10 protein-coding genes and 2 pseudogenes are annotated in these 11322 nt (G+C 60.9%); 5 read left to right on the forward strand and 7 right to left on the reverse strand.

The features are described from left to right. Positions 1 to 55: 55 nt before the first annotated feature. Entirely contained in the window at positions 56 to 2314 is a 2259-nt protein-coding gene (locus BC363_RS09385; RefSeq protein WP_065781958.1) for a sugar ABC transporter permease, read from the forward strand. Further along, on the forward strand, positions 2304 to 3083 hold the full coding sequence (locus tag BC363_RS09390) for an ATP-binding cassette domain-containing protein (RefSeq protein WP_065781956.1): 780 nt from the start codon (positions 2304 to 2306) through the stop codon (positions 3081 to 3083). The genes BC363_RS09385 and BC363_RS09390 overlap by 11 nt, the downstream gene beginning before the upstream one ends. Before the next feature lie 249 nt (positions 3084 to 3332). Here the strand turns inward: BC363_RS09390 and BC363_RS09395 are convergent, their stop codons facing one another. Together BC363_RS09395 and BC363_RS09400 are read right to left on the reverse strand one after the other, a co-directional pair. Beyond that, positions 3333 to 4004, reverse strand: a complete 672-nt coding sequence (locus BC363_RS09395) for a protein-L-isoaspartate(D-aspartate) O-methyltransferase (protein ID WP_065781954.1) — start codon at positions 4002 to 4004, stop codon at positions 3333 to 3335. Between the two features lie 413 nt (positions 4005 to 4417). Next, a pseudogene (locus BC363_RS09400) lies at positions 4418 to 4603 on the reverse strand (Tn3 family transposase); the annotation flags it as partial. A gap of 223 nt (positions 4604 to 4826) precedes the next feature. On the opposite strand from BC363_RS09400, the gene BC363_RS09405 reads away from it, so the two are divergent. Next, positions 4827 to 6602, forward strand: a complete 1776-nt coding sequence (locus BC363_RS09405) for an adenylate/guanylate cyclase domain-containing protein (RefSeq protein ID WP_065781950.1) — start codon at positions 4827 to 4829, stop codon at positions 6600 to 6602. A 414-nt stretch (positions 6603 to 7016) separates the two neighbouring features. On the opposite strand, the gene BC363_RS35385 is transcribed toward BC363_RS09405, so the two are convergent. Genes BC363_RS35385 through BC363_RS09420 form a run of 3 tightly spaced genes read right to left on the reverse strand, consistent with a single transcriptional unit; the run spans position 7017 to position 9653 of the window. Next, positions 7017 to 7274: a hypothetical protein gene (locus BC363_RS35385; RefSeq protein ID WP_065781948.1), complete on the reverse strand. Its 258-nt coding sequence runs from the start codon at positions 7272 to 7274 to the stop codon at positions 7017 to 7019. Positions 7275 to 7320: 46 nt separating this feature from the next. After that, positions 7321 to 8529 (reverse strand): metal transporter, encoded by a 1209-nt coding sequence (locus BC363_RS09415; RefSeq protein WP_065781946.1) that lies wholly within the window; start codon positions 8527 to 8529, stop codon positions 7321 to 7323. Then, positions 8526 to 9653, reverse strand: coding sequence for a multicopper oxidase domain-containing protein (locus BC363_RS09420; protein ID WP_141690264.1), 1128 nt, complete (start codon positions 9651 to 9653; stop codon positions 8526 to 8528). Before BC363_RS09420 ends, BC363_RS09415 begins: the two co-directional genes overlap by 4 nt. Positions 9654 to 9847: 194 nt before the next feature. Here BC363_RS09420 and mntR point away from each other — a divergent pair, with 194 nt between their 5' ends. Beyond that, the gene (gene mntR / locus BC363_RS09425) at positions 9848 to 10333 is read left to right on the forward strand and encodes a manganese-binding transcriptional regulator MntR (RefSeq protein ID WP_065781939.1); all 486 of its coding nucleotides are present in this window, start codon (positions 9848 to 9850) and stop codon (positions 10331 to 10333) included. Here the strand turns inward: mntR and BC363_RS33395 are convergent. Together BC363_RS33395 and BC363_RS35080 are read right to left on the reverse strand one after the other, a co-directional pair. Next, positions 10324 to 10611: pseudogene (locus BC363_RS33395) on the reverse strand (MerR family DNA-binding protein); the annotation flags it as partial. The gene mntR and the pseudogene BC363_RS33395 sit on opposite strands and share 10 nt — an antisense overlap. Before the next feature lie 20 nt (positions 10612 to 10631). Further along, a complete protein-coding gene (locus tag BC363_RS35080; protein ID WP_065781937.1) occupies positions 10632 to 10814 on the reverse strand; it encodes a hypothetical protein in 183 nt (60 codons plus the stop codon). Between the two features lie 88 nt (positions 10815 to 10902). Here BC363_RS35080 and BC363_RS09435 point away from each other — a divergent pair, with 88 nt between their 5' ends. Then, the gene (locus BC363_RS09435; protein ID WP_244519825.1) at positions 10903 to 11274 is read left to right on the forward strand and encodes a hypothetical protein; all 372 of its coding nucleotides are present in this window, start codon (positions 10903 to 10905) and stop codon (positions 11272 to 11274) included. The last annotated feature ends 48 nt before the right edge of the window (positions 11275 to 11322 follow it).

Here is an 11322-nt window from a genome sequence, read left to right on the forward strand (position 1 = left end):
GAGGGCTGAACGTTCCTGCCGCCCGCACAAGTGCAAAGATCGACCGGACAAACCCATGGCGCCTGTGGAGACGACATCGCTCGGCCGCGCGCCTCCGCAGCTCGCCGGCGGCTGGGAGGCCGGTCTCCTACTGTTCCTTGTCATGCTCTATGTCGGCGGCGTGTTCGCCAATCCGACCTTCTTCGCCTCGACGGACGCGCTTCACGCCCTGCTTCGCGACACCTCCCGCGTGGGGATCATCGCGGTGGGGATGACCTTCGTCATCGTCAACAAGGACCTCGATCTGTCGGTAGGTTCCACCTACGGTCTCGTCGCGGTGGTGTTCGCCCGGCTTTTTTCCCCGAGCTTTCTCGATCTCGACATCACGGCCTCGGTCATTCTTTGCCTGCTGCTGGGGACGGCGATCGGGTTGCTCAACGGCGTGCTCGTGACCATCCTGAAGGCGCCGGCATTCATCGCGACGCTGACGATCCTCTTCATCGGCCGCGGTTTCGTGCTGGCGCTGACGCACGGCCAGGCGATCTATTATTCCGGCAAGGCGGATGAATTTCCGCGCGTCTTCCACCTGGGCGAAACCAATGTCCTCGGCTTCAACAACCAGATCCTCGTCTTCGCCTGCGTTGTCGCGCTCGGAGCCTTTGTGCTTGCCAAGACCCGCTGGGGTTACGAGACCCTCGCCACCGGTGGCAACGAACAGGCGGCAGTCTATGCCGGTATTCCCGCGCGCTGGGTGCGCATCCGCGCCTACCTGATCTCGTCGCTCTGCGCGACCCTTGCGGCTCTCCTGTCGGCGGCACAGGATAAGGGCGTAACCCCCCTTTATGGCGTCAGCTGGGAACTCACCGTCATCGCGTCCGTGGTCATCGGCGGCGCGTCGATCCTCGGCGGTCGCGGTCGCGTGTTAGGCTCTTGCCTCGGGGCCGCGGTCGTCGTGCTGGTCGACAAGGTCTTGCGCGAAGGATGGCCGATCACGCGCATCGTCGTCATCGACGGCGAGAATATTGCGGTCAATGCCAGGTTCACCCTGCCCGCGGGCGCGGTGCTGGTTTTCCTCGGCCTCCTTCTCGTCACTGCCGTGCTGATAGAGCCCTACCTCATCCGCCGCCAGGTCGCGGGCCGTTTCTGGGCGTGGCTGCGCGGCCGCCCGCCGCCACCCGCCTATGAGATGGGCGGCGTGGCCCTCGAGGGCGTCCAGACCAAGGGAGCGATGGCGGGCGATCTGGCGCTGACGGCGACCGGGTTCGGCAAGTTTCTCTCCCGCCGCGACGCGCTTGCCGTCATCCTGACCGTCCTGTTGTGGCTGACGGGGCTCGCCCTCAGGCCCGACTACTGGTGGAACCTCTCCAACACGTTCGCGATCCTGCTCAACTACACGGAACTTGCCCTCATCGCGGTCGGGCTCACCTATGTCATCGCTGCCGGCGATATCGATCTCTCCGTCGGGGCGGTGCTTGCGCTTTCCGGCAGCACCGCGGCCTATTTCCTGAAGGTGCTGGGCGCCGACCCGATGACCGCCGTGGCGATGGGCCTGCTGGTCGGAATGGCAGCCGGCCTCGTCAACGCCACCGTCACGGTCGGCTTCAAGCTGCCGGCCTTCATCGCTACGCTGGGCATGTTCTACATCGCCCGCGGTCTTGCCGCCTGGTTCGTCGCCGGCCAACAACTGACGGGCTGGCCCGAAAGCTACAACCTGCTCGGCCGCAAGGCGAACGACGTCCTCCTGCATTTCGGCTTTTCGCTGCCGCCTGGCTTTCTTCGGACCGTCGCAGAAGTCGTCAGCGTGCAGACGATCTGGATGTTCTTTGTCGCCCTGGTGGCTGGCCTCGTGCTCGCCTACTCGCCGTTCGGACTGAAGGTCCTGTCCACCGGCGGCAACCTCCGCGCTGCGGCTTACGCGGGAATCAACACGAACCGCGTGCGCTTCGTCGCGCTCCTGTTGTCGGCGCTCTGCGCCTCCATGGCCGGGATCATCAACGTCGCCTACTTCCGCAGTTTCAACCCCGTCGCCGGCCAGTTCCGCGAACTGGACGCCATCGCCTCGGTCATCATCGGCGGCGGATCGATCTTCGGCGGTTACGGCACCATTATCGGCTCGCTTGCCGGCGCCGCGGCGATCACGCTCGTGCGGGCGCTGCTGCAATTGAACGTCCAGGGGTTCACCATGCCGCAGCACTGGATCAATGTCTTCATCGGCGTCATCCTTATCGTGGCCGTGCTCGTCGATATTTGGGTGCGCCAGGCCAACATCTTCGGACGCATGCGGTCCTATCTGGCGCGACGCGGACAAGCATCGGAGACCACTCATGCCGGCTGATACCCAAGGCACACCGATCGTGGAAATGCGGGGCATCGAAAAGGCATTCGGTGCCGTCCAGGCGCTACGCTCGGTCGACCTGGTACTCTATCCCGGCGAGATCCTCGGTCTCGTCGGCGACAATTCCGCCGGCAAATCGACGCTGATGAAAATCCTGACCGGCGCCTACCAGCGCGATGCTGGCGAGATTTTCGTCGCCGGACAGCCGGTGCATTTCAGGAGCCCGCATGAGAGCCGCGACGTCGGTATCGAGATGATCTACCAGGATTTCGCGCTGTGCGGGAACATGGACGTCGGGCAGAACATCTTTCTGGGCCGCTGGCCGCTCACAGGCCCGTTCGTCAATCGGCGGAAGATGTATGCGGAAGCCGACAAAGTGCTGAAACGGCTCAAGGTCGACGTCAACTCCGTCTATCAGAAGGTCGAAAGCCTGTCGGGCGGCCGCCAGCAATCCGTGGCGATTGCCCGCGCCATCTCGTTCGAGCCGCAGGTCGTAATCCTCGATGAGCCGACCGCCAATCTTTCAGTGATGGCGACCGAACGCCTGCTTGAAACGATGCTGGAATTGAAGAGACAGGGTGTAGCCCAGATTATCATCTCTCATCGGCTGGTCGATATCTTTGCCGTCGGCGATCGCGTGATGGTGCTGAAGCGCGGCGAGTATGTCGGCGACCGCTATATCAAGCACACTGACGAACACGAGATTCTGGAGATCATTGTTTCCGGCACCCGCGAACGGGCACTCACGGCCGAGCAGGCAGCGCGTTGACCGGGCCGTCGGGGGGCATCCCTCAGCGGGTCTAGGGTTCGAATCCGTTTATATGGTGGGACCCCGCCAAATAGATGCGTCGCCAATTGTGAGGTCGACGGTTCAAATCCTTTCAAGGCGAGGGATGAACAAGCACTTCGGTCCGAGGCAGTCTATTTTGCCAATCAGCCGAGCGTCTGCATGGGCGTGGCAAACGGTCCTCCGGAATAGTCTGTGATGGGTCTATTGCGCCAGATGTCCACACGCTGATCAGACCGTCTCGAGCCGGCTGAACCGAACCGGGATGAGTTGCCGCACCTCGAGCTGTCCCGCCGAATCCTTATCGATGACAGTCAGCAACTGTTGTTCAGAGCCCACAGGAAGAACCAGACGGCCCATTGGCTTGAGCTGCTCAAGCAAAGCCGGCGGCGCCTCCTCGGCCGCCGCCGTGACCAGGATCTTGTCGAATGGGGCGCGCTCAGGCCAACCGCGAGCCCCGTCGCCGATACGAATTCCGACATTTGAAATGCCGAGGCCCCGCAGCAGAGCCTCGGCATGGTTTGCAAATTCCTCGATGATTTCGACGCTCCAAACTCGCCCGGCGAGTTCCGCGAGGATTGCGGTTTGGTAGCCCAAGCCGGTGCCGATCTCGAGCACTGCCTCATGCGGTTGGGGAGCAAGGAGATCAGTCATGAGAGCGACCATGAAGGGCTGCGACACGGTTTTATCGAAGCCGATCGGCAGCGGCGTGTCCTGGTAGGCAAAGGGCGCAGCCGGTGCGGGCACGAAGAGATGCCGGGGCACCCGCAGCATCGCTGCCATCACCCTTTCATCGAACGCCGCCTTGCCCAGCTCTTCGCTTTCAAGGTCGGCATAGATTGCTATCACCTCGACCATGTGCCTGCGCAGAACCGCGAGGTGCTTTTCGTTCATTGGCTTCATGAGCGCGGGCTCTCCTCAGCCAGTTGGCTGCCAGCTACAGCGCCGCGCGTCAAATATGACGCGCTAACGACGCTGTAACACTTTAAACTTGCTGCATAATTTGAACCTTAAACCGGATCCGATTTAAGGAATTATGCAGTAGGCTTCTGACATTAAAGGGCCATGGGTATACGAGCGCAAGATCAAAAAGCGAACAGTGGCCCCAGCGATCCGGCGCCTCACAGGCAAACTGGCGGCAGGGTGTGCGTGCCCAGAACGCGGTAGCCGATCGCGTCAGCGAGTTTGATGTTGTCGGCGGTCGGCTTGATGTCGGGATATGCGGTGCGGAAGAAGTCACGCGCGATGGCTGGCGCAGCCTCGCTTCTCCAAGCGAGCTCGCTGACGAGGGGTCGTTTGCGGAAGGGGGCGATATACTACCTTAACGGCGGCCACCGATATTCCCCGGTGAGCGTTATATGCTCCCATCCGAGCGGTGAGACGTGAGGAAGCAGCCCGAGGTCGATCTGTTCGCCGCTGGCGATTTGCTCGGCGACGATTTCGCCGAGCTTCCTTGTGTTCCAATAGATGATGATGGCGGTGAGGAGGTCGAGACCGGCAATGCAGACATTCCTAAATGAACGTGGACGCGCCACAGTCGCTGCTCTTTCTAAGCTGCCACCATTCCCGCTCGGCATCGGCAAGCCGAAGAGAGAAGCGGATCCCTTCGGGTGCGACAGCGCATTCGCTCTGGATTTTTCGTTCCTATCCTGATTCGCCCGGTTCCAGAGCGCTTTCGCATTTGCTTATCAGGCGGTACTGTATTTTCTTGGCGGAGGGGCAAGCGTGGAACGTCGCCTTACCACAATAATGGCTGCCGATTTGGTCGGCTATTCTCGTCTCATGGCGGCGGACGAGGAAGGCACCATTTCGCGGCTGCGCGATGCGCGAACCTACGTGATTGACCCGGCGATTATGGAAGGCGGTGGCCGCATCGTCAAAACCATGGGTGACGGGCTCCTAGTCGATTTCCCATCGCCAGTGTTGGCGGTAAGAGCGGCTCTTCTAATGCAGCGCAACTTGATCTCGCGCGAGTCTCCCCAAGGGGAAGACCGACGTCTGCGTTTCCGGATCGGTATTCATCTGGGAGACGTGGTGATCGATGGGGACGACATCCTCGGCGACTGCGTCAACATCACTGCGCGTTTGGAAACCATCGCACCCGCCGGAGGCATCTGCATATCTCGTGCAATCTACGATCATGTGCAACGCAAGATAGAGGCTGGGATGACGTGGCTCGGGCCACAGTCCGTTAAGAACATCCCCGAACCAATTGACGTGTGGCAGGTCGAGGTGGACGGCACGGCGCCCAGCCCGGTTCGGCTCTCTGGACAGGAACGTGCTTCGATCGCGGTTCTCCCATTCCAGAATTTTTCTGCCACGCCCGATCAGGACTTCTTTGTCGACGGACTGGTCGAAGACGTCATCACGGAACTAGGTCGCTTTCGATGGTTGTTCGTGATCGCTCGCAACTCGACTTTCGCCTACAAGGGAACAGCCAAGGACGTACGCAAGATCGCCCGGGAACTTGGTGTGCGCTATGTCGTGGAAGGATCGGTTCGGCGGTCCGGTGATCGGTTGAGGATCACCGTGCAGCTAATCGACGCGCTGTCCGGAGCACACATCTGGGCCGAGCGGTGGGATCGTCCGATCGCGGATTTTTTTGATGTGCAGGACGAGATAACGCGCCGGATTATCGCGGGCATCGAACCAGAACTGGGAGCGCACGAACGGGGTCTCGCCCTCGCCAAATCGACGGACAACCTTACTGCTTGGGAACTTTGTCACCGCGGCTTTGCTGAATTGCTTTCCTTCGAAGCAGGTTCTCAAGCCACTGCCGAGAAGTTGCTTCGACAAGCGCTCAAACACGATCCGAATTTCGCACTTCCCTACGCCTATTTAGCTCGTCACCGATACGCACTCGTCCTTTGGGGGCGTGCCGCAGACGTGCCTGTCGCTGTCAAGGAAGGACTATCGTTCGCCACGAAGGCCTTAGAAATCGACAGGCGGAGCGATATCGCGTACGCGATGATGTCGCTCCTTCTTACGGTGGACGGGCGAGCGGCTGAGGCCATGCCCGTCGCTGAACAGGGCCTTGCATTAAATCCCAACTACGCGTTTCTTCACTTCGCACATGGAATGGCAGCCGTGCGGCTCAGGGACGCCGATACGACGATTAGAGCCGCACAAAATGCCATCGATCTCAGTCCTCACGATCCGTCTATGTTTGCGTTCAAGACACTACTCGGTATTGGCTTGATGCTGAGAGGCGAGCCCGATGACCTCTCAACGGCCCGGATGCATCTACGGGAAGGCGCGTCCTTCGAACGCACAACCTATTATCCATTCATTGGGGCAGCGTTGCTCGCCCTCAGGGCGGGCAATACCGATGAAGTGAGGATCTGGATCTCTGATGCTTTGAAGAAGTTTCCAAACCTGAATGCGGAATACGTCCGAGAGGCGGCCCACCCATTCTATGAAGGCAGTCCTTACTGCGACTACCTCGACAGGTTGATCGAGCAGGGGCTTCCCCCGGGAGAGAAGCGTCTGATCGAAGAATAATCGCGCCACTTAGAAGACTCCTGTTCCCGGCTTCTATGCCGTGTTCAGGCAGAAATTCCACTTATAACCCCTGTCCACGTTTCCCGATCCAGCTCTGGCCGCTGCGTCGACGGCATTGGAAGGCCGGCGGAAGCAAACACCTTCGCACGCGCAGACTGTCAGCACAAATGTATCGCGGAGTGTCGCTGATCCCGCACGCATGTGCCCAGGCATAGGTAGATGACATCGCGCGGGCGGGCGGCGGCAGGCAGCGCGACTACGGTTCAATTATTGCCCGCAACGAACGACCCCTCTCCACGCCTTTCGCGTCGTTGCCGCTGTGCAGCGGCAATGACCGGTTCGGGTCATCGGCGTGAATTCGCCCTCGACGAACGAACTTCCGCTCGGGGTCGCACTTTGCCGTCTACAGGGAGACTATCCAACGGCTGTTGTGTGGCGAAACCCGCCAAAAATCCCTATCGTGTGAAAGTTGTCATGGTCGCTAGTGTAAACCGCCCGATCGCTTAAGGTAGTATTTCGCCCCCTCCCGCAAACGACCCCGACGACGGCAAAGCCGCCGGTCCGCAGCGCCGCCTTCCGCAATGAAAGCGCGTCGGTGAAGCCGATGTCGTAGGCAGCGCCTTCCGACCAGAGCAGATCGATCGAGGAGAAGACGTCCGGAATGTCGCTCATGTCCTGCAGCGCGGCGCTCTCGCAGGTACATCTGTTGGCGATGGCGTCAGATCTTGACGAGCATGGCGGTCGCGTACATGAACGCCAGCCCGGCCGCGATGCCGCTCAAAGCTGCAGGTGTCAGAACCTGAGTGTAGCTGGCCCGGTCGCTGTCGCTCCGGGCAAGCAGGCCCGTAACTTCCAGTATGACCTGCGCGATAGCACCAGCGCCGATCGCCAGGGCAATTGCGGTCCAATGCGGCGCGACGGCGAGGCTTCCGAGCCAGATCCCGAACACCGCGGGGCCGCCGGCGAGCAACGTCAGGCCGAGAAAATGAACGAGCTTCGGGCCGACTTTCAGCATGGGGGCGGCGATACCGATCCCCTCGGTGATGTTGTGAAGCGTGAAGCCGAGCACCAGGAACGTCCCGAGCCCCGCCGCGCCCGCCGCAAACGCCGCACCGATGGCCAGACCTTCGCCGAAATTGTGCAGCCCGATGCCGAGGGCGATATAGGTCGCAAGCGCAAGACCGGTCGGTGAACCCTGGCGGCGGCCGATCGCGACGAGCATCAGGAAGCTGCCCACTACTGTCAGGATCACCATCACGCTGCCCTGGAAAATCGCCGCCGACTCAGCCGCGAATTCCAACGCTTCCTGGATGGTGTCGACGAACAGGAAGGCGAGCAGACCGACGGTCATCGCCAGCAGGAACGTCATGGTGTTGCGGCCCGCGCCGCGCAGCGCCGGATAGCACAGCAGACCGACCGCCACTGGCAGGATTCCGACGAAGGCTCCGAGCAATGCTTGGGAAACAAGGGCCTTTCCGCTGACCTTCGGCGTAGGGACGGCCACCGGAATTTCATGTTCGAAAGTCGCACCGGTGTTGGTGACGAATGTGACATTGTGCGCCTCACCGAGAACCCACGGGAATGGGATCGCAACCCAGGCAGTGTCGCCGCGCGGGATCGTTCCGGCGGGTTCCTGAGTGAACTGCCAGTAGGCGGCGTCGACCTGCACCTGCGCGATCGTCATCGGTTCCGATCCGCCGCCGCGCACCTTGAGCCTCAGGCCGTTCTCGTCGAGCACGGTTCGCTCGATCGTCAGGTTCTCGACAGGCGGAGCGCCGTTGTTAAAGCCGCTCAGAAGATTGCTCTGCAGCAGCCAGGCCGCCGCGGCGACCAGCACGATCAGCGGTAAGGCGAGCCAAAGGAGATGTTGTGCCCCACTCGAAGCGACGGTGGAGACCGGGCGGAGGTTGCGGGGATTTTCGTTCATGACAGCGTCTCCACAACATCGAACATGCCCATCCAGCCGAGTTCGGTGAATTCGGACTGGTGGGCGTGGAACATGTAAAGCCCGGCTTCGTGCTCGCCGTAGGAAAACTCGAGGATGCCGCGCTGCGCCTGGCACTGCATGACAAGATCGACCATGCGCAGCGTCGGCGTGAGCGTCGTTCCCTGGTCGAAATAGTTGAAGAAGTTGCCATGGAGATGGAACGAGTTGACCGGATCGAACTCGGTGACATTCACCAGGTAGATGCGAACCTTACGGTGCTTTTCGATCCTGATCGGTTCCTTGGCGTAGCAGTGCGCGATCGTGTTGCAGGCATAGAACTCGTTCTCGCCATCGAAATTGGTGTCGAACGCATTCATGATCATCGCCAGTTCCTGCCATTCGGCGTTTTCCGGCGAGCCGAAGAGGCGGGACTTCGCTACCTCGGCATTGTCAGGGTGGCGAGCCGGGTCGGGGTCGATGACGAAGAGGCCGTACATGCCCTTGTGAATGTGGCGTGCGAGCGGAAGGGCGTGACAGTGGTAGAGGTGGCAGCCGAACGGCTTGGCATCGAACTCGTACACGAATTCCTCACCGGGTCCGATCAAGCCCGCTCCAGGCACACCGTCCATGCGCGCCGAGTGGATCCCGTGGAAGTGCATCGAATGGGGATGCGACGCGTAGTTCCTGAAGACTATCCTCAGCCGCTCGCCCTCGGTGGCGCGGAGCGCCGGGCCTGGCACGCGGCCATTGTAGGTCCAGGCGGGAAACATCACGCCGGGCGCGATCTCGATCTCCCTGTCCTCGGCGGTGATCTCGAAGGTCCGGAGCTTTCGTCCGTCTGGAAGATCGGTCAACGTGCCGGTGTACCAGTCCGTCAGGATGCTTGAAGGATGGAAGCCGTTGCGTTCGTTGTCCACCGTCCCGACGGTAATCATCGCCCCGTGCCCGGACTGATGGGATGGCGCCGCGGCGGAGCTCTGCGCGGTGGCTGCCGTTGTATGGTTGCCGTGGTTTTCCTGAGCCATCGTGTTGGTCGAGCAGATCGCGGTCGCCCCGATGGTCGCCGCGCCGCCGCCCAACAGCAAGCTCCGTCTGCTCAATGCCGCCTGCGCCCATCTCAACATGTCGGCTCCGCTCCCAATTAGCGATTGACAAGAAATAGAGCATAGGAGGTGGATTATAGCAAGTGCTATAATTTGATGGATATGCTAAGCGCCGCTGTCGTTCTCGCGCGCAATGAATGTTCGGTTCCGGATTGAAAAATAGCCCAGGCTATACTATCTCATAGACGTAGCAATTTCATACGAGGAACACTGGATTGTCGAAGCATGAGAAAATCGGGCCCGAGGTGGAATCGAGCCTGATCAATGCCGACGCGCAGGTCGAGAGCTTCCGCCAGACGCGGAACAATCGCCGTACCGAACTCGTCGAAGACTATGTCGAACTCATCGCCGATCTCATCGAGGATGGTGGAGAAGCCCGCCAGGTCGACATCGCCCAGCGCCTGGGGGTTGCTCAGCCGACAGTCGCCAAAATGCTGAAAAGGCTGATAACCGAGGGATATATCCAGCAGCGTCGCTATCGGGGCATTTTCCTAACGGAGGCCGGGCGCAAGCTCGCGGAGCTTTGCCGCGAGCGGCACCATATCGTTGAATCGTTCCTATGCTCCATCGGGGTGTCGCCCGAAACGGCGCGCATTGACGCCGAAGGAATGGAGCATCATGCCAGCGCGGAGACGCTCGAGGCGTTCAAGGCCTTTCTAGCCCGCACCACGCCACCGCGCCGCGTCGCAGGTCAGGCGTGATCGGCCTCGCAGAGGTTGTGGTTTGCCAGCGCCTGGATGACATAGCAGGCGCGAACCTGGCTACCATGGCAATGTGTGGCGATGCGCTCCAGTTCCGTTTCCAGCTTCGTCAGCCGGGCGATCTTGCCGCGGACCGCCTGTAGCTGTTCGGCGGCGATGCGGTCGGCCTCGGCACACGGCTTCTCCGGATGGCGGCTGCGGTCAATGAGTTCCCGGATGGCCTCGATGGTCAGACCTAGTTCCCGCGCGTGCTTGACGAAGGACAGGCGCTCGCGCTCGCGCGACTCCTTTTAGTCCGCTAGCTCCGGAACCACAAAACGCCGTCGCTGGTCGAGATGACCGCGCTCTGGCAGAAGGACAGGATTACCGGACGATTGATAAAGGCGATCGTTGCCGAGTTCATCGAAGCGTTCAAGACGAGGCAAGGCTCATCGTAGTTCTCTCGTGACCAGAAATGGTCCTTTTCGAGAAGGATCTTCATTGGACAACCTGTTGACCCACTGCGTCCGTCCGTCGCAACTTTCCGTGACCGACTTCCAATCGGACTTTGCCTATGCAAGCATATACGCATGTTGTTCGTTGCCCTCCGGCGTTTGCTGCTTTCGCTCGCATTGCTCGGGATCGTGTTCGGTCCGGTGAGCGTCGGCGTGGCCGCCAGTGCAATGGCGCGTTCCAGCGAAATGCAGATGGCGGCCATGCCCGGCATGGACAATCCCGACGACATGTCTTGCTGTCCAGAAGAGAAACCCGTTCAGAAGAGCGACTGCGCGAGCGCATGCCCATTAGCGTTGATCTGCTCCTCAAGCATCCTGGTGCATGAGCCGAAAAGCGACGGCTGGCAGGTCAATCTTGCATGGCATGGCCTGTCGCATGATCTCCTTCAGGAAAGCCATCTGCCCTCGGCCCTCGTCGAACCGCCGGCGCGACCTCCCAAGGCCTGATCTCCCTCCGAGTAACCGGATCGGCGCTTCCCTTATGCGGGGACGCGT

The sequence above is a fragment of the Ensifer sp. LC384 genome (assembly GCF_001695865.1).
Lineage (GTDB): Bacteria > Pseudomonadota > Alphaproteobacteria > Rhizobiales > Rhizobiaceae > Ensifer.

Excerpts from the sequence above, each read along its gene's own strand:
- BC363_RS09420 (WP_141690264.1), bottom strand. The coding sequence starts at position 9,653 with ATGTTGAGATGGGCGCAGGCGGCATTGAGCAGACGGAGCTTGCTGTTG.
- BC363_RS09385 (WP_065781958.1), top strand. The coding sequence starts at position 56 with ATGGCGCCTGTGGAGACGACATCGCTCGGCCGCGCGCCTCCGCAGCTC.
- BC363_RS09415 (WP_065781946.1), bottom strand. The coding sequence starts at position 8,529 with ATGAACGAAAATCCCCGCAACCTCCGCCCGGTCTCCACCGTCGCTTCG.
- BC363_RS09390 (WP_065781956.1), top strand. The coding sequence starts at position 2,304 with ATGCCGGCTGATACCCAAGGCACACCGATCGTGGAAATGCGGGGCATC.
- BC363_RS09435 (WP_244519825.1), top strand. The coding sequence starts at position 10,903 with ATGTTGTTCGTTGCCCTCCGGCGTTTGCTGCTTTCGCTCGCATTGCTC.
- BC363_RS35080 (WP_065781937.1), bottom strand. The coding sequence starts at position 10,814 with ATGAAGATCCTTCTCGAAAAGGACCATTTCTGGTCACGAGAGAACTAC.
- BC363_RS09395 (WP_065781954.1), bottom strand. The coding sequence starts at position 4,004 with ATGAAGCCAATGAACGAAAAGCACCTCGCGGTTCTGCGCAGGCACATG.
- BC363_RS35385 (WP_065781948.1), bottom strand. The coding sequence starts at position 7,274 with ATGAGCGACATTCCGGACGTCTTCTCCTCGATCGATCTGCTCTGGTCG.